Annotated in this window: 21 protein-coding genes and 1 pseudogene; 18 read left to right on the forward strand and 4 right to left on the reverse strand. The window is 46.6% G+C overall.

From position 1 onward, the window contains the following. Window positions 1-57: 57 nt before the first annotated feature. From lepB to AC50YO_RS00750, 6 genes are all read left to right on the forward strand, one after another. Window positions 58-597 carry a signal peptidase I gene (gene lepB / locus AC50YO_RS00725; protein WP_494842064.1) on the forward strand — a complete coding sequence of 180 codons (540 nt, stop codon included), beginning with the start codon at window positions 58-60 and terminating at the stop codon, window positions 595-597. A 299-nt stretch (window positions 598-896) separates the two neighbouring features. Beyond that, on the forward strand, window positions 897-2,345 hold the full coding sequence (locus tag AC50YO_RS00730) for a sensor histidine kinase (RefSeq protein ID WP_494842065.1): 1,449 nt from the start codon (window positions 897-899) through the stop codon (window positions 2,343-2,345). A 9-nt stretch (window positions 2,346-2,354) separates the two neighbouring features. Beyond that, complete coding sequence (locus AC50YO_RS00735) at window positions 2,355-3,053, forward strand: response regulator transcription factor (RefSeq protein WP_494842067.1); 699 nt, start codon at window positions 2,355-2,357, stop codon at window positions 3,051-3,053. 25 nt (window positions 3,054-3,078) lie between these two features. Next, the gene (locus AC50YO_RS00740) at window positions 3,079-6,240 is read left to right on the forward strand and encodes an efflux RND transporter permease subunit (RefSeq protein WP_494842069.1); all 3,162 of its coding nucleotides are present in this window, start codon (window positions 3,079-3,081) and stop codon (window positions 6,238-6,240) included. A gap of 227 nt (window positions 6,241-6,467) precedes the next feature. After that, complete coding sequence (locus AC50YO_RS00745) at window positions 6,468-6,779, forward strand: YbjQ family protein (RefSeq protein WP_494842071.1); 312 nt, start codon at window positions 6,468-6,470, stop codon at window positions 6,777-6,779. 237 nt (window positions 6,780-7,016) lie between these two features. Continuing rightward, window positions 7,017-7,325 carry a rhodanese-like domain-containing protein gene (locus AC50YO_RS00750; RefSeq protein WP_494842073.1) on the forward strand — a complete coding sequence of 103 codons (309 nt, stop codon included), beginning with the start codon at window positions 7,017-7,019 and terminating at the stop codon, window positions 7,323-7,325. Window positions 7,326-7,384: 59 nt separating this feature from the next. Here AC50YO_RS00750 and AC50YO_RS00755 read toward each other — a convergent pair whose 3' ends face one another. Further along, on the reverse strand, window positions 7,385-10,672 hold the full coding sequence (locus AC50YO_RS00755) for a DEAD/DEAH box helicase (protein ID WP_494842074.1): 3,288 nt from the start codon (window positions 10,670-10,672) through the stop codon (window positions 7,385-7,387). A gap of 286 nt (window positions 10,673-10,958) precedes the next feature. Here AC50YO_RS00755 and AC50YO_RS00760 point away from each other — a divergent pair, with 286 nt between their 5' ends. Both AC50YO_RS00760 and AC50YO_RS00765 read left to right on the forward strand, forming a co-directional pair. Beyond that, on the forward strand, window positions 10,959-11,468 hold the full coding sequence (locus tag AC50YO_RS00760) for a hypothetical protein (RefSeq protein WP_494842076.1): 510 nt from the start codon (window positions 10,959-10,961) through the stop codon (window positions 11,466-11,468). Between the two features lie 168 nt (window positions 11,469-11,636). Then, on the forward strand, window positions 11,637-11,999 hold the full coding sequence (locus AC50YO_RS00765) for a hypothetical protein (protein ID WP_494842078.1): 363 nt from the start codon (window positions 11,637-11,639) through the stop codon (window positions 11,997-11,999). 94 nt (window positions 12,000-12,093) lie between these two features. Here the strand turns inward: AC50YO_RS00765 and AC50YO_RS00770 are convergent, their stop codons facing one another. Together AC50YO_RS00770 and AC50YO_RS00775 are read right to left on the reverse strand one after the other, a co-directional pair. Then, the gene (locus AC50YO_RS00770) at window positions 12,094-12,927 is read right to left on the reverse strand and encodes a cupin domain-containing protein (RefSeq protein ID WP_494842080.1); all 834 of its coding nucleotides are present in this window, start codon (window positions 12,925-12,927) and stop codon (window positions 12,094-12,096) included. A 65-nt stretch (window positions 12,928-12,992) separates the two neighbouring features. After that, entirely contained in the window at window positions 12,993-13,214 is a 222-nt protein-coding gene (locus AC50YO_RS00775) for a hypothetical protein (protein WP_494842082.1), read from the reverse strand. A gap of 263 nt (window positions 13,215-13,477) precedes the next feature. Between AC50YO_RS00775 and AC50YO_RS00780 the strand changes: the two genes are divergently transcribed. The 8 genes from AC50YO_RS00780 to AC50YO_RS00815 all read left to right on the forward strand — a co-directional run bounded on the left by AC50YO_RS00780 (window position 13,478) and on the right by AC50YO_RS00815 (window position 20,262). Then, entirely contained in the window at window positions 13,478-16,357 is a 2,880-nt protein-coding gene (locus AC50YO_RS00780) for a Na+/H+ antiporter subunit A (RefSeq protein ID WP_494842084.1), read from the forward strand. A gap of 2 nt (window positions 16,358-16,359) precedes the next feature. Continuing rightward, a complete protein-coding gene (locus tag AC50YO_RS00785) occupies window positions 16,360-16,698 on the forward strand; it encodes a Na(+)/H(+) antiporter subunit C (RefSeq protein WP_494842086.1) in 339 nt (112 codons plus the stop codon). Further along, the gene (locus AC50YO_RS00790; RefSeq protein WP_494842087.1) at window positions 16,691-18,172 is read left to right on the forward strand and encodes a Na+/H+ antiporter subunit D; all 1,482 of its coding nucleotides are present in this window, start codon (window positions 16,691-16,693) and stop codon (window positions 18,170-18,172) included. Before AC50YO_RS00785 ends, AC50YO_RS00790 begins: the two co-directional genes overlap by 8 nt. A 5-nt stretch (window positions 18,173-18,177) precedes the next feature. Further along, window positions 18,178-18,657, forward strand: a complete 480-nt coding sequence (locus AC50YO_RS00795; protein WP_494842089.1) for a Na+/H+ antiporter subunit E — start codon at window positions 18,178-18,180, stop codon at window positions 18,655-18,657. After that, the gene (locus tag AC50YO_RS00800) at window positions 18,654-18,947 is read left to right on the forward strand and encodes a Na(+)/H(+) antiporter subunit F1 (RefSeq protein WP_494842091.1); all 294 of its coding nucleotides are present in this window, start codon (window positions 18,654-18,656) and stop codon (window positions 18,945-18,947) included. The genes AC50YO_RS00795 and AC50YO_RS00800 overlap by 4 nt, the downstream gene beginning before the upstream one ends. Further along, complete coding sequence (mnhG, locus tag AC50YO_RS00805; protein WP_494842093.1) at window positions 18,922-19,314, forward strand: monovalent cation/H(+) antiporter subunit G; 393 nt, start codon at window positions 18,922-18,924, stop codon at window positions 19,312-19,314. The genes AC50YO_RS00800 and mnhG overlap by 26 nt, the downstream gene beginning before the upstream one ends. A 202-nt stretch (window positions 19,315-19,516) precedes the next feature. Then, on the forward strand, window positions 19,517-19,966 hold the full coding sequence (locus AC50YO_RS00810) for a hypothetical protein (RefSeq protein WP_494842095.1): 450 nt from the start codon (window positions 19,517-19,519) through the stop codon (window positions 19,964-19,966). Between the two features lie 71 nt (window positions 19,967-20,037). Then, window positions 20,038-20,262 (forward strand): helix-turn-helix domain-containing protein, encoded by a 225-nt coding sequence (locus tag AC50YO_RS00815; RefSeq protein ID WP_494842097.1) that lies wholly within the window; start codon window positions 20,038-20,040, stop codon window positions 20,260-20,262. Between the two features lie 132 nt (window positions 20,263-20,394). Here the strand turns inward: AC50YO_RS00815 and AC50YO_RS00820 are convergent. Continuing rightward, window positions 20,395-20,556 (reverse strand): annotated as a pseudogene (locus tag AC50YO_RS00820) (IS1182 family transposase); the annotation flags it as partial. Window positions 20,557-21,697: 1,141 nt separating this feature from the next. On the opposite strand from AC50YO_RS00820, the gene AC50YO_RS00825 reads away from it, so the two are divergent. Further along, window positions 21,698-22,819: an acyl-CoA dehydrogenase family protein gene (locus AC50YO_RS00825; RefSeq protein ID WP_494842099.1), complete on the forward strand. Its 1,122-nt coding sequence runs from the start codon at window positions 21,698-21,700 to the stop codon at window positions 22,817-22,819. 18 nt (window positions 22,820-22,837) lie between these two features. Beyond that, window positions 22,838-24,010: an acetyl-CoA C-acetyltransferase gene (locus tag AC50YO_RS00830; protein ID WP_494843189.1), complete on the forward strand. Its 1,173-nt coding sequence runs from the start codon at window positions 22,838-22,840 to the stop codon at window positions 24,008-24,010. The last annotated feature ends 10 nt before the right edge of the window (window positions 24,011-24,020 follow it).

Consider the following 24,020-nt stretch of genomic DNA (forward strand, 5'->3'; position numbering starts at 1 on the left):
AATGTATATGCGAATATTATGTAAAGGTTTTCTAATTCCTCAATAGGGGTGCTGCGGTTGTACCAGCCTGTTACTGGACGCATTCATTGGAAGCAGGAGATTCGTGAAGTGATCATTTCACTTCTGGTAGCAGCGCTTTTCGCTCTGCTATTCCAGAATTACGTCTATGCACAGTCAGAGGTACAAAATATTTCTATGCAGTCTACACTTGCAGATGGGCAGCGACTTATTGAAGACAAATGGTCTTATCGCTTCAAGCAACCGCAGCATGGAGACATTGTTATTATTAACGGGCCTGAGAGCTCAGCTAGACTAGTCAAACGGGTTATTGGATTGCCTGGTGATCTACTGGACATAAAGGAAGGCAACGTATACTTGAATGGAGAGCAGCTGGAGGAACCATATGCCACGGGTCATACCTTTGCTTTAGGAGTCAGCCTTCCTTATAAAATAGGAGCGGGGCAACTGTTCGTGATGGGGGACAATCGTGAGCATAGCCAGGACAGCCGAAGCATTGGCCCTATTGCCTTCACGAGTATCGAGGGGAAGATTGTTTTCCGAATTTGGCCTCTTTCTAAAGCAGGCACGGTACAATAGCAATAGTCTGTTCGGTAGTCGGATAAGCAACCATTCTAAGTAACGCCAAGGGATCGCGAGCAAGCGTCCTTTTGGCGTTATTTTTAATGTGTATAAACATTGTTATAATGGACGAGTCACTTTCAAAGGGTGCCTTATTCAACTTCTTATAAGGGAAGATCGTGAACAGGGCTATACAATTTAATCTCGCTGATAAGGATGTGTAATAAATTTGTAAGAAATGGTTTCAGTTCCGTTTATATTTACCCTTTATGATAAACGATAGAGACAATGAAATTAGAGGTTGGGCGTGATTCTGATTGTCGATACGCAGAAAGCTTTATTTATCTTATGTAACGTTGGTTGTCGTTCCCTTCATTGCAATGATAGCACTCATGCTCATTGTTTATTATTCGAGCGGTATGGAGGATGTCAGAGCTTTTTTTAAGGAAGAGGGCAATATTGGCTATTATCAATCATTCGTTGCAGGAGAATTGGATTATGTACTTCGTACTGATCCTAAGAAGATTGAGAATACAGAGTATTTAGAAATTATGGATGAAAAGCTCGGTGCTTTGAAGGCTGGGTTCGTCTTATTCCGAGATGGAAATGAGGATAAAGTATCCTCCTATGTAAACGAGGTGTCACATGATGAGGATTGGAGTCGCCTGATTGACATTTCACCTAAAAAAGTGACGTATAATCAGTACCGCTTCAATACGCATACCATAACGTTTAATTATGCAGACGGATCGAGCGGGCAATTGCTGCTTCTGCTTCGATATGATGCTGTTCCGATGTATTGGCATCCAATCTTCGGCTTGTCCGTACTAATTATTATTGGAATCACGACAGGATTGTTATCCTTCTTAGTATCCCGAAGTATTATTCGTCCGATCCAATCGCTCAAAAGAGCGGCGTTATACATGAAGGACGGCGATTTGTCCAAGCAGGTGCAGGCCTATACTAAAGGGGAGATAGGCGAGTTAACGACCGTCTTTGAAGAAATGAGAATTCGGCTTAAGCAATCTGTCGATCAAAGTCTGCAATATGAAGAGAATCGAAAAATGCTGTTGTCCCATATCTCTCATGATCTGAAGACACCTATCTCAGCGATAAAAGGCTACGTGGAGGGCATAATGGATGGGATAGCCAATACGGATGAAAAGCGGGATCGCTATATGCAGACGATCTATCGCAAAGCAACCGACATGGATCAGCTAATTGACGAGCTGTTTTTATTCTCGAAACTAGATATGCAGAAGGTAGCCTTTGATTTCACCATGATGGATTTACGTAAATACTTGCTTCATTTTCTGGAGGAGCAGCAGTTTGACATGGATAAAGCAAATATTACTTTAGTTCCGGTGAGACAAGATGATACTCCGATTATAGTTGCTGCTGATCCTGAGAAATTAAGCAGGGTATTGACGAATATTTTGAACAACAGTGTGAAATATATGGGTCAACAGTCTAATAATGCCCCTCAAATTATACGAGCAACAATCGAGGCGCATGAACACGAGGCGATAATCGTTATTGAGGATACCGGACCGGGAATTGAGGAAGAGGATCTGCCCCATATATTTGATGGATTCTATCGTGCAGAGCAATCGCGAAATTCCGAAACCGGAGGGAGCGGTCTGGGTCTTGCCATCGTAAAACAAATCATAGAAGGGCATGGCGGCCGGGTCTGGGCGGAGAATGCAGCTGGCGGAGGATCGCGATTCTGCCTGGCATTACCTCTAGCAGCAGCACTGCCAAATTAGGTGGCGAGTATGAAAAATATATTGATTATTGAGGATGAACGAGCAATTGCAGAACTGGAGCGCGATTATTTGGAAAGCCACGGCTTTAGAGCTGTTATTGAAGGGAGGGGAGACATTGGGCTCCAGAAGGCGCTGGAAGGACAATATGACCTTATTATTTTAGACCTCATGCTGCCTAAGATGGATGGTTTCGAAATATGCAGGCAAATTAGGCAGGCTAAAGATATTCCGGTACTTATGGTGACAGCCAAAAAAGAAGATATCGACAAAATCAGGGGACTTGGGTTAGGTGCGGATGATTATATGACCAAACCATTTAGTCCAAGCGAATTGGTAGCCAGGGTCAAGGCCCATTTGTCCCGTTATGAGAGATTGACTGGTTTGACCGGAGATGCAGGGCATCGTGGAGAACAGGTGCATATTCGTGGCTTGCTCATTGACAAGCCTTCACGGCGTGTGGCGATTCATGAGCAAGAGGCTGTTCTGACAGCCAAGGAATATGATCTGCTCTTGCTGCTCGCTACACATCCTAACCGCGTCTTCGAGAAAGAAGAACTGTTCCAACGCGTCTGGGGACTGGATTCCGTAGGCGATATCGCTACGGTAACCGTACACATTCGCAGGCTGCGTGAGAAGATTGAACATGATCCTTCTAATCCCCAATATATCGAAACTGTATGGGGAGTTGGATACCGCTTCAAAATATAGAGAAAAGAGAAGGAGTGGAATAATTTTGAAAAGCATTATCCGTTTTTCCCTGAATAATAAGTTTGCGCTATGGATTCTTACGTTTTTGGTGCTGTTCGCTGGATTATATTCCGGTTTGACCATGAAGATGGAAACACTCCCTGACATCACAGTTCCGATTGTAAGTGTAACGACTGTATATCCTGGTGCAGCTCCAGAAGAAATCATGGAGAAAATTACGAAGCCAATCGAGCAGCGTACTCGAAATTTGGATGGGGTAAAGGTCGTCACATCGACTTCCTATGAGAATGCCTCTTCTGTTGTTATTGAGTATAACTATGGCATTGATATGGACACGGCGACTTCTGAGGTCAAGGACATTTTGTCCGCAGTAACCTTCCCGGAAGGTGTTCAGAAGCCATCGGTATCGCGCATAAGCTTGAATGCTTTCCCGGTAATGTCGCTTAGTCTCTCCAATGATAAATTAAATCTGGAGGAACTGACGAAATTAGTCGAGGCGGATATTATGCCTTCTCTTGAATCTGTTGAGGGTGTTGCCAGCATTCAGATTTCTGGTCAAAACGTGAAGGAAGCCGAGCTTACATTTAAGCCCGAGCAACTAGCCAAATACGGCTTAACCGAAGAGACGGTTAAAGGTATTATTCAGGGCTCCGCACTAAGTGTTCCGCTGGGTGTATTTGAATTCGGCAATTCGGAAAAAACTCTTGTCATTGATGGTAACATCGTAACCGAAGAGGATTTGAACAATGTTCGAATTCCGTATAATCCTACGGCTGGTGCTGGTGCTGGTGCTGGTGCTGGTGCTGGTGCAGGTGCTGGTGCAGGTGCCGAGCTGCCGCAGATGCAAGCGGGCCAAGCTGCACAGCCTGGCGCAGGAGCTGGGATGGATATTAAGCTTCCGACTGTGAAGCTAAGCGAAATTGCGGATCTCAAAGTAATTGGAAAAGCAGAATCGGTATCCCGTACGAATGGCAAAGATGCGATTGGCGTATCTATTGTAAAAGCAGCTGGTGCTAATACAGTTGATGTTGTCAACGCTGTAAAAACCGAAATTAAAAAATGGGAAGCGGATTATGACGGCCTTGCAATTGTAACGACGCTGGACCAAGGCGAGCCAATTGAAAAATCAGTTGAGACGATGCTAAGCAAAGCGGTTATTGGCGCTATATTTGCCGTATTTATTATTCTTATTTTCTTGCGCAACATTCGTTCTACGATCATTGCGGTCGTATCAATTCCACTGTCAATCTTGATGGCGCTCCTTGTATTGAAACAACTGGATGTGACACTCAATATTATGACGCTCGGTGCTATGACGGTTGCGATCGGTCGGGTTATTGATGATTCGATTGTCGTCATAGAGAACATCTATAGGCGGATGGCACTTACCGGAGAGAAGATGAAGGGCAAAGAGCTGATGCTCGATGCAACGCGTGAGATGTTCCTGCCGATCTTGGCATCGACGATCGTTACCATCGCGGTATTCTTGCCGCTAGGACTTGTGTCCGGGATGATTGGCGAAATATTCCTGCCGTTTGCTCTGACCGTTGTATTCGCGCTGCTAGCTTCCTTGCTGGTCGCAATTACAGTTGTACCGATGCTGGCTCATATGATGTTCCGCAACGGTATCAAGTCAGGAAAGGCACATGAGGAAAAACCAAGCAAGCTGGCAGAATGGTACAAATCTGTTCTGCGCTGGTCGCTCGATCGGAAATGGGTTGCACTAGGTACTGCTGTAGTGCTTCTAGTAGGAAGCCTGTTCCTCTTGCCGGTTATCGGCTTCAGCTTCATGCCAGCTGATGAAGAGAAAATGATGATGGTCTCTTATAACCCTGCACCTGGCGAGACACGGGAGCAAGTGGAAGCTATGGCGCTTGAAGCGGAGAAAAATATACTGGAGCGCGACGGCGTTGAAGTGGTGCAATATGCAGTTGGCGGTTCAAACCCGTTCAGCCCCGGCGCATCCAAGCAAGCTTTGTTCAACTTGGTTTATGATGATAAATTTGAAGGCTTTGTAGAAGAGAAAGAAGAAGTTGTTGCCAATCTCCAGAAGCTAGGCGGCAAGGGAGAATGGAAGCAGCTTGACTTCAGCGGCGGTGCAATGGGAGGCTCATCAATCTCCATGCTCGTGTATGGTCCTGACATGAAGGCATTGGAGCCAATTGTTGAGGAATTGCAGACGAAGCTGAAAGAAAATAAAGATTTGACGAATATCGATTCTAGCCTCTCGGCGACTTATGAACAGTATCGTGTCGTTGCTAATCAAGAGAAGCTGAGCCAGTATGGCTTGGCGGCTGGCCAGATCGCAATGGCGCTTAGTCCAGTTCGGGACAATCCGGTCCTGACTAAGATTGAGAAGGACGGCGAAGAGATTAACGTATTTGTAAAAGTGGAACAAAAAACGTATAAAGATAAATCCGATTTGGAAAATGTGAAGCTGCTCTCTCCACTGGGTATGGAGGTGGCACTTAAGGATGTCGTTACTATTGAAGAGGATGAATCGCCAAATACGATTACACGGAAAAATGATCGTATCTATGCGGACGTCTCTGCAGATGTAACAGCTGCTAATGTTGGGGCTGTATCTACTAAGCTGCAAACGATGATTGACGATATGAAGCTACCATCTGGCATTGCTATTGAGATGGGAGGCGTGACAGAGCAAATGAATGAATCCTTCACGCAGCTTGGTCTCGCGATGCTGGCGGCAATCGCAGTCGTCTATCTTGTCCTTGTTATCACATTCGGCGGCGGGTTGACACCATTCGCCATTCTATTCTCGCTTCCGTTCACCGTTATCGGTGCATTAGTCGGGTTGTGGCTTGCAGGCGAGACGTTGAGTGTAACGGCAATGATTGGAGCACTCATGCTGATCGGTATCGTTGTAACGAATGCGATCGTACTCATCGACCGAGTCATTCACAAAGAAGCAGAAGGATTACCGGTACGCGAAGCATTGCTTGAAGCTGCTGGTACCCGTCTTCGTCCGATTCTGATGACAGCAATTGCAACTGTAGGCGCATTGCTTCCACTAGCATTTGGCTTAGAGTCTGGCGGATTGATCTCCAAAGGGATGGCGATCACGGTTATTGGCGGACTTATAAGCTCGACGCTGTTAACGCTGATTATCGTTCCGGTTGTGTATGAATTCCTGAATCGCAATAAGAAGCCTCGCATTACAGAATAGAGTATTGAATACAAAGCGATTGAGTTTTAAGCCTCTGCTTTATTCTTAATAAGAGGGGAAGGAAGAACCTTCGTCTCCACTCTCGCAGTGAGTGGTTTCGGAGGTTTTTTCTGTTCAATTAAGTGGCTAGGAACTATCATTCGAATACATATTCAGGAGAATACTGGAAACATTAAGTCTGTTTAATTCGATTAGATGTAGTAATATAGAATAAAGGAGCTGATGTGATGTTGATATCAACAACCCCTACAATTGAGGGAAGGCCTATTCAAGAATATGTTGGAATCGTGACAGGTGAAGCCATTATGGGGGCCAATGTGGTAAGAGACTTTTTCGCTTCTATTACAGACATTGTGGGTGGTCGCTCAGGCGCCTACGAAAGTAAGCTGAAGGAAGCTCGCGATGTCGCATTCGAAGAAATGAAGCTTCAGGCAAGTCGTCTGGGAGCTAATGCGATCGTGGCGATCGACATTGATTATGAGGTTGTTCGGGAAGGTATGCTGATGGTCGCAGTAAGCGGCACTGCTGTTCGATTATAATCTATGTCTGCTTCAGTAGACCTCCCTTGTTGGAGGTCTGTTTTTTAGCTGATTTCGATGACGCTGGCACTGGATACAAGATGGCAAAGCGAGACTTATTTGAGGCCTCACTTGAAGCAGCACGAAGTCTGATAGCTAGAAAATATGCTGCTGGACATCGGCTTGGCTGAGCGCTACAATTCAGAAGAATGCATACGACTCAATAAATATAAAAACAAAATGAAGGAGCCGATAATCATGTACCCAGAAATCACACCTGATGAGATAGAAGCACGTTTGCAGCAAGGTGAGAAGCTAAATTTGGTGGATGTGCGCGAGGCAGATGAATGGGAGTCCGGGCATATAAAAGAGGCTCGCAGCCTTCCATTATCCGAGTTGCAGCAGCGTGCTGATGAGCTGAATAAAAGTGAGGCTCTGATCTTGCTATGCCGCAGCGGCAAACGCAGCGGTAAAGCCTGTGAGTATTTGCAGGAGCAGGGATACAAAGTTACCAATATGAGCGGTGGAATGCTTGAATGGAACGGTGAAGTCGTCTACGGACAATAATAAATAAGGAAGCTCCGATGCTAGATTTGCGCACCGGAGCTTTTTTTTGTCAGAGCCAACTATTCAATCATCAGAATTTCCCGCAGTTCTTCCTCGGATAGTGCAGTAAGCTTAGTCTCTTGCCCGGGCTGAATCACTTCGTCAATCAGATTTTTTTTCCTTTGCTGCAGCTCATACATTTTATCCTCTACTGTGCCTTGGGCAACGAGACGAATGACATGTACGATCTTCTTTTGTCCAATGCGATGGGCACGGTCCGCCGCTTGAGTCTCCACAGCCGGGTTCCACCACATATCATACAAAATAACGGTATCCGCTCCGGTCAGGTTGAGTCCAGTTCCGCCAGCCTTCAATGAAATTAAGAAAATATCCTTCTCGCCATCATTATACCGCTGGCATAATTCTACACGCTCAGAAGATGGGGTCGAGCCGTCCAAATAGAAAAAAGGAATGCCTTGCTCCCCTATAGCTCTGCTGATCAGGCCAAGCATTTCGGTAAATTGAGAGAATATGAGCACACGCTTACCTGCATTCTGGCATTCCTCTATTACCTCCAGAAGCTGTTCGAATTTCGCAGAGCTTCCGCTATAGCCCTCGACGAACAGTGCAGGATGGCAGCATAGCTGTCTCAACCTTGTTATTCCAGCGAGCAGCCTGATGCGGTGGTTGGGATTATTCTTATCTCTAAGATGCTTCAGATTCTCTTCCCTTAGCTGTGCTAGATAAGCGGTATAGAGCTTCTTCTGCTCGGGCAGAAGCTCAGAAGCTTGCAGCATCTCGATCTTCTCAGGCAATTCTGTGAGTACATCGCTTTTTAATCGACGGAGTAGAAAAGGTCGAATTCGTCTCGCAACCGTTTCTCGCGATAGCTCGTTGAAGGCTTGCCGGCTTGGGAAGAGGGCAGGGAAGACGACGCTGAAAAGCGACCATAGCTCCTCCATGGAATTCTCAATAGGCGTTCCAGTAAGGGCAAAGCGATTCATCGCTTGAATTTCTTTGACCGCTTGGGCAGTCTGTGTCGTATTATTTTTAAATGCCTGCGCTTCATCAAGCACGAGAGTGTGGAAGGTGTGCTTGCTGTATAATGCAATATCCCTCCGAAGGAGAGGATAGGAAGTAATGACAATATCGGCCTGTTGCAGGCGATTAAGAGCAGATTGGCGTTCTTCCTTAGTGCCGGCAACGATGATTACCTTCATCTCTGGAGTGAATTTTAATAGCTCATTTCGCCAGTTATAGACGAGAGATGCGGGACAGATGATTATAGCAGGCCGAGATTCGCTCCTGATCTCCGGCAATGCAGAAGCGATGAACGCAATGCTCTGAATCGTCTTGCCGAGTCCCATATCGTCTGCTAGAATCCCGCCAAAGCCATAATTGGCTAGCGTCTTCATCCATTGGAAGCCATACTTCTGATAATCGCGAAGAACAGGCTCGAGTGAATCGGGAAGCGGGAATTCCAAATTGTCGGGATTGCGCATATTGTCCAGCAGCTGTCTGAAGGCTTTGCCTAGCTTTACAGCTTTGCCCTGCAGAGGCGAATCCATCAAATGGAGCCCTTGATATAGAGGAAGCTTCACGGAAGAATCCTGCCAATCCACATTATGAAGACCCATCTCATTCATAAACTGAATAATTTCGAGAAACTCTGCACTTTCCAAAGGCATAAGTGCTCCTGTAGGGAGGCGATAATAGCGGCGTTTTTCCTTTAGCGAGACAAGCAGCTTACGAATTTCCGCTTCTGGTATACCTTGCAGTTCGAATTTGTAATCCAACCAATTGGTTCTTTCCAGCACATTGATTGATATTTTCGGAGGAGCATGTCCAGTAAAAATTCTGAGCTTGACCGCTGAAGTGGCGTAGATTGTAACCAGCTTCTCCAGCTGAGGTACGATATGGACAAGAAAATGATACTCCGCTTCTTCCTCATCGAGAAAAAAGCCTTCCTCCGTACGGCTGAAGGAGCCCTCCTCCATCAGGTCCATAATGAGTCGCTCTTGAGCACCATCACGCATAAGAATGAGTAAGGAATCGCGTTTGCTGCTGCTTCCTTCTAGTGGATTGATAACAATATCGCCATATTGAAAATCAAGGCTGGCAAGAAGACGATCCTTGACTCGGTCCAAATAAAGCTTCGCCTTCAGTGGGGTCTGTACAATACGCTCAGAGACAGCCTCAGCGATATGGACGCTGCCCAGCTTCATGAGACCAGGAATAACCTTCTCCATGAAAGGCTCCATTTGATCATTCGAGATGCTGATCTCCGTGGAAGAATCTCTCGTCGAATCAAGCATAAGCTTCATATCCGCCAGTCGGGCGCATTGCTCTTCTCCGAGCTTCAGCAGCCGGCCTTCAGATAAGGCAAGCCCGTAAGGCTCCAGAAGGGTAAGCTTATCTAGACCCTCAACGACCATGCGATAATTCGTATTAGCCGATGGCTCGAACAGAAATTGCAAGGGTAGTCTTGCTTCGGAATAAGCAACCCCGTCATACATTTGATTATGATGCTCCAGCCTGATTAAGGGAGCATGGATGAGCAATGGATGCAGGGTATCCCATAGCAGTGGCGGAATCAACAGCATGCGATTTCCGCTTAAGCTATTAGCGTGGGCAGAATAAAGGCTGGTCGTCTCCCGATACATTTGTTCATGCTGTTGAATATGAAGGAGCTTCTGGATAATCTCGTCATCCTTAGGATGAAAACGGTGCAGCTCAGGCTCATAAGTAAAATAGCGGGAAACCGCGTAAGGTTTTCTTTGATCAATGTGAGCAAGCAGCTCGCAAAGCTTGGGTACAACATAGAGCTTCTTAAGCCCGATCATCAGCTCTAGTCCGAGCATATGCTTACGATTGCCATAAGAAAAGGCTGCGCAGGTGAACTCTACCGTGAGAGGCAGCCGCTGATCGAATAAATGACGGGCAGCACTAGGACGTTGTGGCTTCCGTTCAAATAATCCGAGCATCGTAGCGGCATCGTTTCTAGGTGAAGAGAGCTTCAATTCTGCTGTTTGTTCCGTAGGCTGGGACCGCTCTATAAGCTTTGCTGAAGCTGGCTTCTTCTGCTGCGCGTCCTGAATATGAAGCAGTACGGCGGCGATATGGGAGCAATATTTATTATAAGAGGACAGGGAAGGACAGGTGCATTCCGCTGTCATAGGCTCGGTAGCATGCATTTGAATAAATACTTGATAGCTGATGTTCCCTCGTACAGTAGCCGTGTAGGCAGCAGCCTCTACGTCAAACTGCGTAAAGGATACTTTACCCGCACGGAAATAGGCGTTGCCGCCCTCATAGGAGATGCGTCCGCACAGGTCTTTGATTGTTTTGAGGTTAAGTTTGGAGCTCATGTCTTCATCTATCCTTTAGCAGATATATTTAAGCATGGACGGTCATGTCTATGATAACAGAATGAACAGAAAAAAACAGAACATGCTTTCTATTTTCATGTAAGGCTGGTCTTTTCAAGAGCACTTTTGAGCAGCAAAATGTTTGCCTTGTGGATGAGGAGGGTAATAAGTAAAAAAGAAATAATTGGGTTGTCTTTATTTTGTAACTTATTTCATCCCTCAGTCGTTATATTCTATAGTTATGCGGAATAAGAATATACACAACCTTGAAGGAGCGTTAGCCATGATGAAAAAATATACCCTGACTGCAATTATTGCTATAGCTTGTTTGACAGCATTTAGTTTTGCACTTGCAAGCGGTCATGAATACAAGCCGGTTGCCAAATCTGCAAATACAGAAACAGGCTATATAGATCAAGTTAGACAGACGGAAGCTGGCTATACGCTCGCCATAGATTCTATAGATTGGTATGAAGGTGAGCAAGCGAAGGAGAAGTTTCTGGAGCGCGAAGGCGATGTTGGCCTAGATGGCCCGCCAGATGGCTACTACATTATTAATGACAGCGAAGAGCTGAAGGAGCTGCCTATTGCGAAGGATGCGGTTGTTCTTATGCAAATCTATAATCGCACCGGTCAGGCAGAAAATGCAGAATTGATATGGGATGAGCAGATTTCAGTGGAAAAGTTCATATCTCTCTTAGATTCTGATGATGTATTTGAATTGAAAGATTTTCCCTATCATTTCACGGTAACCAATGGCGAGATTACTCGGATTGTTCAGCAATATATTCCTTAATGAATAGAATCGTATAATTCTAAGATCTAAAGCTGCGATTGTTGCAGCTTTTTTTTGTTGAAGAACAGTAGATTGATAGATTTGGTTATTTGATCTGCTAGATTCGTCCATACCCTTCTATGAAATTTACATAGTATAAGATAAATCAGTCATAGGAGGTAGATTCATATGTCAAGAAGCAGAGATAACAGATCGGGAGGCAACAGATCCCGAGGTAATAGAACAGGTGGTAACAGAACGGGTGGCAACAGAACTGGAGGAAACAGAACAGGCGGCAATCGCACTGGTGGCAATCAAGAGAATCTGGGAGGCAGCTCAGCAGCTAATTTTCTTCGGACACTAGCTCCAGGAACTCTGGTCACAATTCAATTTGACGGGGGAGGAATTGGCGGGGTCTTCGTAGGGAACTTTCAAGGCACTGATGCGAGAGGCAACTTCTTGTTTACCAATCTAAGAAACCTCACAACGAACATTACGCTTCCAGGCGTAACAAGAATTGCACCATCAGAAATCAACGCAGCAAGCTTATAAGGTAAAAGCGAAACGTATCACAGTTCTTTAGCTATCTATTAAGGCGAAAAGAGCTTCCAAACCTATTCGGAATGGAGGCTCTTTTTCATTTTGTTTAATAGTTGGGGTAAGGGGCTGGGCCGTAATAGGGCTCTTCACGGTGATAGTGTCCGTACGGTTTTGTATAGTAAGTTTGATTCGGATGCGTTTGGTTTGGAAAGGCCTGATTGGATGGTGCTTGGTTAGGCAGTGCTTGGTTAGACAGTGCTTGGTTAGGCAGTGCTTGGTTAGGCAGTGCTTGGTTAGACAGTGCTTGGTTAGGCAGTGTTTGGTTTGACAGCGCTTGGTTAGGCAGTGCTTGATTAGAATATGTTTGATTCCAATAGGGCATTTTGTTGGCAGATTGTGTTTTACCTTGTTCGCAGTTGCTTGGTGGGCCAATGACAACCGTTTGGGTAATCGGAGCCAAGGTATCCTTCACCTTCGCTTTATCTAGACAGTAGGTATGAGCGAGAACGCTGGCCGGGGTTAATCGTAAAATATCTGAACCGAAAATAACCTCTGGGATCGGGGCGTCAAAAATGGCGAGCAGATGCGTATTATCGACAGAAGCCACCTCATAATGCCACCAGCCCTGTGGAACGTTGGCAACCTGACCGGGACTTATCGTGAAATTCAGCAGTTCATTGGTGAAGGGATTGATAAGGGATACGACCGCTTTGCCAGAAATACAGTAGACGAGCTCCGAGGCATTCTGATGGATATGGGGCTCAATTACGTTGCTCCTGCTTAGAAAAATATCAAGCAAGGAAGTATTGCCAAGGGTGTTCAGTTGCTTGATAGAAAGTGCATTAATGTAATTGTAGGCATTCTTGGTGTAAAATCGATTGTTGCTTAAATCATAAGTGAATTGTACGGAAGGCGACGTATAATCCATGTAGGAATTCATCTTGCTCCAGCCTCTCTAATTAGGTGAATAGTACACCTAGTTCTTGCTTTACCATATGCGTTAGCCTATGGAGAGGTGCGCTTGGAGTAAGGTTTAGGAGGTGCAATACGAATAATTCTAACATACTCCCGGGGCCTGTAAGGCTGATGCCGATCAGACAGGCTTGCTGCCTTGTAAGAAGCAGAGAATAGCTTGGGGGATGGGGAAAGCTCTCTATTCAATAACCCAGCAGCGAGGAGAAGAACAGTGAACAGGCTAGAGCAGATGATGATTTTTTTTGTTAGCAATACAATCACTCCTTCTACTGCTAAGTGATCTCCTGCTGGCTGCTGTTCTATTCACTCTCGTCATTTTTACTTTGACAAACGGGATGTAAGCCCTTTATAATTAATGGATCAAGTCACAAAATCATACTTTTTTAATGGAGGAGCCTGCCAACAGCGGGCTCTTTTTGTGTTGTTTCTGTTTATTTAAGGTAAAAATGGTACTTTATTCTCTTATTTGGAGAAGCTACTGTAAGAAGTTCAACTTGGTCGAAGGAGGCTTTCCATTGTCGCTCTTGCACACTGCCATTCTGTTTCCTTTTCTGTACGCTATTCTGATTCCTTTCTTGCACAAAGGCATGAAGCGTGTACATACGGGATGGTTCATCGTTCCTGTTCCTGCGTTATTATTCATCTATTTTTTGATGCAGATTCCTCTGGTGCAAACAGGGGAGACCTTAACCGCATCTCTACCCTGGATTCCTTCTCTAGGAGTTAATGTTACCGTGTATTTGGATGGGCTGGGGCTATTATTCTCCTTGCTTATATCGGGGATCGGTACGTTGGTTGTCTTCTACTCGATATTTTATATGGATAAGCAAAAAGAAGCGATTCAGCTGTTCTACATCTATTTGCTCTTATTTATGGGAGCGATGCTTGGCGTCGTCCTATCGGATAATACGATTGTTCTTTATGGATTCTGGGAGCTAACGAGCATTTCTTCCTTTTTGCTGATCGCTTTCTGGCATCATAAGGAAAAGTCAAAATATGGTGCGCTAAAGTCAATGCTTATTACTGTATTTGGCGGATTGGCGATGCTTGCAGGCTTGGTATTGCTATATGTCATAACGGGAACGTTCAGCATTAGAGAGACGATAGCAAGCATAGGCAGTATAGCTGACCACAGCTTGTTTATTCCTGCAATGGTGCTTGTTCTGTTAGGGGCATTTACGAAGTCGGCTCAGTTCCCCTTCCATATTTGGCTGCCCGATGCGATGGAGGCACCAACTCCAGTCAGCGCCTATTTGCACTCGGCTACGATGGTCAAAGCAGGCATTTATTTGGTTGCCCGGTTCAGCCCTGTATTCTCGGGAGAAGCATTATGGTTCTGGCTCGTCTCGGGTTTTGGTATAGTTACGCTAATCTATGGATCCTTCCGAGCGATGAAGCAGACCGATTTGAAGTCGATGCTGGCCTTCTCAACAATCAGTCAGCTCGGCCTTATTATGAGCTTGTTCGGTCTTGGCTCTGCCGCTGCATTCCTGACAGGCGGCGCAGATTCGCTATTTTATACGAAAGCGACGATGGCTGCCATCTTTCACCTGATTAATCACGCGGTGTTCAAAGGGGCATTATTCATGGTCGTGGGCATCGTGGATCATGAGACAGGCACAAGAGACATACGGAAGCTAGGCGGCTTGATGGCTTTCATGCCCATTACGTTCACCGTAGCCATTATCGGAACGTTCTCTATGGCTGGGCTGCCTCCATTCAATGGCTTCCTGAGTAAAGAAATGTTTTTTACCGCTGTCTTGAATATTACAGAGCTCAAGCTGTTCAACATGCAGACCATTGGGGTGCTATTCCCGATTATGGCTTGGATAGCTAGCGTATTCACGTTCGTATACAGCATGATCATCGTGTTCAAAACGTTCACAGGACCGAAGCAGCTGGAGAAGCTGGAGAAGGCTCCCCATGAAGCGCCAGTAGGGATGTTATTGTCTCCTGTCATTCTTGGTTCTTTGGCCGTCATATTCGGATTGTTCCCTAATCTGCTGTCTTACTCCATCATTCAGCCGGCAATGGCGGCAATCCATCCAGCCCTGCTGCTGCCTGGCGAGCAATTTGAGGTATCCATCGCATTCTGGCATGGTTGGACGACAGAAATATTCATGACGATTGGCGTTGTCGCAGTCGGTACGATTGTCTATAAGCTTCATACTCGAGCTAGTGTATTCAATCAACCGCTATTTCAACGTATCTCCCTAAATGGAACGTATGATGCTGGGCTGAGAGGCTTAGATGCGGGGGCACGCCGATTAACCGATCGTTATATGACCGGCTCGATCCGTCATTATGTGATCTATATTTTTGCTTTTCTGATCTTATCGGTAGGCTGGACATTATGGTCCCAGACGGATATGTCCTTTGACCTGTCCGAGTTCGCACCGATGTCCTTGTATGAATACGTCATTATTGCCGTCATGATCTTGGCTGTAATTGCCGTGCCGTTCGCCCGCAACCGTCTGATGGCGATTATTTTGACAGGCGCGGTAGGCTATATGGTTTCTTTTTTCTTCGTCATCTTCCGGGCTCCCGATTTGGCGCTTACCCAGTTAATTGTAGAAACAGTCTCGGTCACCTTGTTCCTCTTATGCTTCTACCACTTGCCGAAGCTGAAGAAAGAGGAGACGAAGAGACGGTTTAAGCTGGTTAATCTGCTTATTGCAGTCGGAGTTGGAGCCATTATGACCTTGGTAGCTTTGAGTGCAAGCAGCAGCCGTTCATTCGAATCGATCTCACAATATTTCGTGGACAACAGCTATAAGCTGGCTGGCGGAAAAAATATCGTTAACGTAATTCTTGTTGACTTCCGGGGCTTCGATACGATGTTCGAAATCGTCGTGTTGGGCATTGCTTCATACGGCATCTATGCGTTAATCAAGCTGAAGCTGGATACAAAGGAGGAGGCGGATGCAGCAGCTATTCTGTCTGTTCAGCCAAAGCGCGATGAACCTGTTGGTGTTCGCAGCCACGATGTTATTCTTCAAACGATCTCAAAAGTCGTGATTTTCATTATTTTAACGTTTTCTCTATATCTGTTTTTTGCCGGACATAATAATCCGGGCGGGGGATTCATTGGAGCACTTATGACCTCGTCTGCGCTGGTGCTGTTCGCGATGGCTTTTGGCTTGAAGACGGTTCGGGAGGTCATTCCGTATGATTTCCGCAAGGTAACAGCTTGTGGATTATTGGTAGCCTTGCTGACGGGCGTTGGATCATTCGTATTCGGATTGCCGTTCTTAAGTCATAGCTTCGGTTATTTCGATCTGCCGCTGCTTGGACATGTGGAGCTTGCGACCGCTATGCTGTTCGATCTGGGCGTGTATCTAACGGTTATAGGCATTACGATGACGATCATCTTGACGATAGGGAGGGATAAATAGCAATGGAACTATATATGTCTTTAACGATTGGCGTTCTTTTTGCGGTTGGGGTCTATCTCATTCTATCGAAAAGCTTGCTGCGCATCATATTGGGCACATCGCTATTAACCCATGGTATACATTTGCTGCTGCTTACGATGTCGCGGCTCAAAACGGGCGCAGCCCCGCTGCTTGGAGAGAAGGCGGAGACGTATGTCGATCCGCTGCCGCAGGCTCTTATTCTAACTTCTATTGTTATTAGCTTCGGTGTTACCTCGTTCTTCTTCGTTCTGGCCTATAAGGCCTATCAGAAGCTGGGAACAGATGATATGGAACAGCTAAGGGGGAACGAAGATGAATAATTTACTCGTACTCCCGCTTCTGATTCCGCTAAGCAGCGCAATCATCATGCTGTTCTTCAAGAACCATATCCGGTTGCAGCGCTGGATTAGTACGATTGCCGTCCTATTGAATATTACTGGAGCAAGCGTGCTACTCTATCAGGTTAGAAACGATGGTATCCAGACCCTTCAAATGGGTGGATGGGCTCCGCCGTATGGTATTGTGTTTGTCGCCGATACACTGAGTGCACTTCTTGTTCTTACAACCTCGGTCGTAAGCGCCTTTTGCCTATTGTATGCCTTCCGCACGATTGGGGAGGAGCGGGAGCGGTATTACTTCTATCCGTTTCTTCAATTCCTGCTTGTTGGCGTCAGCGGATCATTCTTGACCGGGGATTTGTTCAACCTGTTCGTCTGCTTCGAGGTCATGCTCATTTCCTCGTATGCCTTAATCGTATTAGGAGGAACCAAGCGCCAACTGCGGGAGACGCTGAAATATATTTTGATTAACATCTTATCTTCAACGTTGTTTGTCGCTGCTGTTGCGTATTTGTACGGGGTGGTCGGCACATTGAATATGGCGGATCTTTCTCTGCGAGTTGCGGAGGTGCAGCAGGAGGGCGTATTGAATGTCATCGCCATTCTATTCATGATCGTATTCGCTTTGAAAGCGGGGCTCTTCTTGTTCTTTTGGCTGCCGGGCTCTTATGGCGCTCCTCCGGCCGCAGTCGCGGCGCTATTCGGAGCTTTGCTGACAAAAGTCGGGTTATATGCTCTTATTCGAACGTTCACATTGATCTTCTATCATGAGCCGGGAATTACGCATAGCTGGCTAGGCTGGATGGCTGGCGCAACGATGATACTGGGAGCATTAGGCGCAATTGCCTATTCCGATATTCAACGAATTATGAATTATAACGTCGTGATTAGTGTGGGCTTCCTTGCCTTCGGCCTGGTTGCGGCTACAGAAGAATCGCTTAATGGCGCTGTGTTCTATCTCATTCATGACATGGTGGCGAAGGCGCTGCTCTTCATCCTTGGAGGGATGATTGTCCATGTCTCTGGCACAAACAAATTACGGGAAATGGGCGGTCTGATCAAGCGTTATCCGCTGCTGGGCTGGATGTTTTTCATCACAACATTCGCTATAGCAGGCATTCCTCCGCTGAGCGGCTTCGCAGGCAAGCTGCTGCTGGTTCGAGGCGGCTTGCAGGCCGAGCATTATTGGCTGACAGCTATCTCTCTGGCTTCCAGCCTGATCGTCCTGTACTCCTTGATTCGCCTATTCATGCACGCCTTCTGGGGAGAAGAGAAGCTGCATCAGCAGCCTGAGCAGAAGAAGCTTAGCAATAGGGCGCTGCTACCTGCGGCAGGGCTGTGTCTCCTCGTTATCGCGATGGGGATAGGCTCAGAATGGCTATATGGCATCGTTGCAGAAGCGGGAGCTACGCTGATCCATCCGGCACAATATATTGATGCAGTATTAAAGGAGTAGATGAAATGGCTTTGCAAATTTTATTAAATCTGATCATAGCCTTCGTCTGGATGTTCCTTCATAATGAGTGGTTCTTCTCTCGTTTTGTCGTTGGTTATTTGCTCGGTATGGCTTGCATCGGCCTGTTCAGACGTTTTTGGTCCCAACCGTTCTATATGCGAAAAATCGTCGCGATTATTAAGCTGCTTCTCTTGTTCAATAAAGAGCTGTTCATATCCAGCTACGACGTAATCGTTCATATTATTCGTCCAAAGCTGGCGATTCGTCCAGGCCTGTTCGCTTTTCATACGGAGCTGAAATCGGATTGGGAAATTACACTGCTGTCTTGCCTGATTTGTCTCACGCCAGGGACGCTGACCCTTGATGTATCGCCGGATCATCAGACACTGTACATTCATGCGATGGACATTCAGGATGCAGAAGCATTATCGCAACAGATCAAAGATACATTCGAAAAAGCCATTATGGAGGTGACGCGCTCATGATAACGACGATGCTTATTATTGCTTTGGCTATATTGGCATTGGCGGTGCTGGGCTGTATGTATCGTTTGCTCAAAGGACCCTCCATATCTGATCGAATTGCTGCTCTGGATACGATCGGTGTCATCCTGCTCTCTATGATTGCAATCATTTGCATGCTGCTTCGGACAAGTGCGTTTATAGATATCATATTATTAATCGGTATTTTGACTTTTATAGGAACGACTGCTTTTGCACGCTATATTGAGAGAGGAGTGGTCATTGAAGATGGCGACGATAAGCTTGATCGGTGAATTCTTAATCGGCTTGATCATCGTGCTTGGTGCCCTGATTAGTGCATTAAGCACATTCGGGCTTGTCCGCTTGCCTGATGTTTACTTACGATCACATGCCGCTACCAAAAGTGCTACGCTCGGTGTTCTGCTTATTCTGGCAGGAGCGTTTCTATATTTTATGTTCTATCTAGATCACGTGAGCGTAAAGCTGCTGCTTGGCATCGTGTTTGTATTCCTAACAGGGCCTGTAGCGGGCCATTTGAATGGTAGGGCGGCTTATCGGTCTGGCGTTCCTTTATGGAAGGGAAGTGTGCAGGATGATTTGAAGCCTGATCTATTGGCCAGAGAGAAGGCTGATCGGCAAAACAAAGAAGACAACAGCTGAATGATAGAAAGAAAGTTCGAAAGTCCAGGCGATAACGTTTGGGCTTTTTTTGTATGATTATGCCGAGAAAGCTTATTAAAGAACGATTGGAGAGAGAGGATTGTGTAAGCTTTTGACTAGTTTTCTGAAAGGGTATACAGCGTGGAAAGAGATAGATAGAGTAGGGGTGTTAGTAGATAAAGGGAGAGAAGGGATTTCTGAGATGAAGAAATGGGTAATGGCTTTAGTAGTTGTTCTAGCTTTTGCGGTTGGTAATCTATTGACAGGCAGTATTGTGCAGGCTTCTATTCCTTCAAGCGGGTACACGACTACTCACCCAATTGGCAATACATCGGTAACGTATTACAACGATTCTGTTAGCCCATGGGCTGGATCAGGGAGCCCGCAAGCGACAAAGTATCATCAATTTACGACTCATAAGTCAGGTACAGTGTATTTCACTTATTCCACATTGCCGGGTAACCCAGGCTCATCAGCCAACTTAGGAGTACAGGTGTTAGACAGTAATTATAACGTGCTTGGCTACGGAAGCACAGCCGTTCAAGTTCAAGCGAATCAAGTCTACTATATTAAAGTTTATTATATATTCCCAGCCCCTTCCAATGCTCAAACGATACCGTATGTCTACGGTGCTACTTATGTAGGAGGCTAAAGCAGGAAGTCACCGTTTCTAATTAAGCTTTGAATGCGTATTGCGCAGATTTAGATGGGGAGTCGTTGCTAATGAAATTTCATTTAGGAGGATGCTTGCTATCTGAACGGCTATCCGCTGCAAGTATATCAGTAGATGAGCTTGCTCGCTTACTGCAGTACAGACCAGAACGGATCACTGACTATCTGGAGAGTAAGCGTGTCATGCCACTGCAAGTCGCTATCTCTATAGCAGATACATTGGGCTGCGAAGTGAAGGAATTGTATGAGCTTATCCCCGCTGAGTATGAAACATAACAGGAACTGCTTAAGTATAAGTGTATTTCAAGAGGTGAAAGAGGCTGTCCCAATAGGAGATTTGCTCACTTAAAAGGACAGCTGGCTTAATGGAGATTTGGTAAAGACAATGAAATGGCGATGCTAGGGGATCTATCCCTGCACCGCCATTTCTGCTATTTGGTCTATTGCTGTCTTCTTGCCCTGGGGGGCGAGCGAAAGCCACCCGACCTCAAGGCTCACTTTCGGCAGGCCTCGAAGAAGAAAACGCCGGAATCCCCGGTTGATCTTGATTTGTTCGAATACACACTTCGGTGCCAGCCTTCCACGAACAGCTAGTATGTATCTTTTACTTCAATAGTGTTTTTTAATTTCGTACCCGTGTTCTTTCATTTCTTTGCTTTGCTTTGTTAATAGAATAGTAGTTTTCGGTCAGCCGTGCACGTCTATGAATCATCGGCTTCACTATACTATACTGCCAGCTGTCCTGCCTGCTTATCTTAATGCGGCTTCTTCGAATTTTTCCTCGTAATACGTGTTGTAATTCACCACGGCTTCCAACTGTTGGCTTCCAAGTAAGCACAATTTTCTTCCCAGCCGTAGCTGATAATGAAGGGATTTTCCGGTCCGATCTGTATAGTGTAGCTAGGCTTAAGTTGGCCTATACGTATTTGGTCTTCTTTCTTTGGTATGAAAGGGGGGGCGAGATCCTGCAGCTGTTCCAATCGCCGCCCTGAAAAAAGAAAGGCCTGGCCCAAAAGGCAATTTCCCAAGTTAGAGAAGGAATGTCATGTACAATTTAATGAATTCATTTGCTCTATCTCACTGCTCTGACAGGTAAAAAGGAGCAACAGTGAAGCTATGTTCACTAGTGGAGAAGGTCGGTTCCCGACTACTGAATATAGCTGACGTTATCTCCGATATGCCCATAGATTAAGCCTGTTTTTACGAAAAACGCTTCATAAAATAGCGTAATCTCCTCATATGTGCCATCTGCAAACGTAAGGGATAAAGCTCCTAGAGGCTTAGGAGCCTTGATCGCCTCAAGAGCCTCAAGAGCCTCAAGAGCCTCAAGAGCCTCAAGAGCCTCAAGAGCCTCAAGAGCCTCAAGAGCCTCAAGAGCCTCAAGAGCCTCAAAAGCCTTAAAAGCCTTAAGAGCCTTAAAAGCCTTAAAAGCCTTAAGAGCCTTAAGAGCTTTAAAAGCTTTAAGAGCTTTAAGAGCTTTAAGAGCTTTAAGAGCTTTAAGCTCTTCTAACTATTTGTAAAAGAAACGGTTACGTTTATAAGCTGGAGCCCATCATCAGCTAACAACCTCGAAAATCTCAGTACCGCCATGAAAGCGGTGCTGAGGTTTTTTTGCGCTGAAATTTCAGTTATTTTTGCTGAAGGTCCGCTCATATACTACTTAAAACACGGAAGGCGTCGAACTTTGTCTGCTTGGGAAGGGGGTAAGGAGATGCGCTTTCGTCTATCTGAGGAGATGGAGATGACCCGTGCTGTCGTAAGGCAGTTTGCTCAAAAAGAGGTTGCGGCCCTCGCTGGGGAACGGGATGAGAAGGGACAATTTGAACCGGAGCTTATGCGTAAAATGGCGGATTTAGGCCTAACCGGCATGCTAATTCCTGAGGAACATGGAGGGACAGGGAAGGATTGTCTGGCCTTCGTTATTGCCTTGGAGGAATTAGCCGGAGTTTGTGCTTCGACCGCGGCAGCCTTGGCTTCACATGTCACAGATGTAGCATGGCCGCTCAGCCAATATGGCACTGAAGGGCTTAGAGCGAAGCATCTGGGCAGATTGGCCGCTGGGGAGTTGGTCGGGGGATGCTGTTTTCCTGTCAATGGCGAAGGGACGGGCAAACCGCTTGTTGCCAAAGCTAAAGGAAGGGAATACAAGCTACGCGGGCAGCATCCTTTCGCAATGAATGCTGGGCTTGCCGACCTTTATTTGGTCTATGCGGAAGCGAGCAATAAGAAGCGGTATAACGCTTTTGTACTGGAAAAAGAAATGCCGGGCTTCCATATCGGTCATACCGTGCGGAAGCTGGGCTTGCGTTCCTTGATGCTAGCTGAGGTTCTGTGCCGCGATGTCAAAGTTATGAAGGAATCCCGAATCGGTCAAGAAGGACAAGGACAAGAGATTGTGCAAGCGGTCATTCAGATGAACAACATCAGTGTTGCTGCACAAGCGGTCGGCATCGCCCAGGGAGCAATGAAGGCTTCCGCTGCTTATGCGAAGGAACGCAAGCAGTTCGGGACATTCATTGGCCGCCGGCAAGGCATAGCATTCAAGCTGGCCGACATGTCCGCCAAGATTGAGGCTGCCAGATGGCTGACCTATCAGGCAGCATGGCGCTGCAATGAAGGGCTGCCGCATAGCAAGGAGGGCGCTATAGCCCGTAAATTTGCGACAGATAGTGCGGTATCGGTAGCTATTGATGCTGTGCAAGTGCTTGGCGGCTATGGTTATATGCGGGAATACCACATGGAGCGGTACCTAAGGGATGCGAAGTGCTTGCAATCTGATATGGGGACCGGCGGTATGCCTACAGGCATGCTAGAGCTCATTTTGGCAGAATAAGGGGGCGAAGCCGCGGTGATGGAAACCGTTATTGTTGGCGGAGCAAGAACGGCCTTCGGCAAAGCTGGCGGTATGTTCAAGGAAGTGAAGGCGATTGAGCTCGGAGCCGCTGCAATTCAAGAGGCTGTGCGCAGAGCAGGCTTGCCTAATGAGCGAATAGAGGCTGTAATGATGGGCATGGTGCTTCAAGCAGGCGCTGGGCAGAATCCGGCTCGGCAGGCTGCGAGGCTCGCGGGATTGGAATGGGATGTACAGACTGAAACGCTGAACAAAGTCTGTGCTTCGGGAATGCGGGCGATTACAGCTGCGGATCAAGCGATACGAACGGGCGATGTCAAGATCATAGTTGCTGGAGGTATGGAAAGCATGAGCCTTGCGCCATTCGCAGCACCCCATGTTAGATGGGGGATACGAAGAGGAGACTCCAAGCTGGTAGATCTCATGAATCTGGATGGGCTGCTTTGCCCATTTGCTAATGTTCTAATGGCTGCACATGGCGATCAGGTTGCCAAGGAATTCGGCATTAGCCGTACAGAGCAGGATGAGTGGGCTCTCCGCAGCCATAAGCGAAGCGTTCAAGCTTTTCAGCAAGGCTTGTTCGATGAAGAGATTGTCGCTTATCCATTATCGGATGGCAAGGCTGACTACAAAAAGGATGAATGCCCAAGGCCGGATACGAGCATCGTCAAGCTTACACAGCTCCGCTCTATAGTAGAGGGCGGCGGTACAGTAACAGCGGGCAATGCTCCAGGTGTCAACGACGGCAGCGCCGCCGTTGTGCTTATGTCCAAGGAAGTAGCCCTTCAAGAGGGGGTTCAGCCACTAGCTGCTATTCTGGGGCATGCTGCCGTTGGAGTGGAGCCTCCTTATTTGGCAACTGCTCCTGCATTAGCCATTCGCAAGCTGCTGCAAAAAACCGGAAAGTCGTTAGAAGATATACGCCTGTTCGAGGTGAATGAGGCGTTCGCCTCTGTCCTTCTTATTTGCGGACAGCTGCTAGGGTGGGATGAGGATAAGGTCAACGTCAACGGAGGAGCTATTGCTCTAGGCCATCCGATTGGCGCTAGCGGTGCCCGAATTGTTCTTACCTTGATTCATGAGTTAAAGCGGCAAGGCGGTGGGCTAGGAATTGCAGCGATTTGCAGCGGAGGGGCACAAGGCGATGCGATTTTGCTGCAAGTAGACGGATAAGAGCAGAGGT

This window comes from Paenibacillus sp. J22P59, from assembly GCF_059383895.1.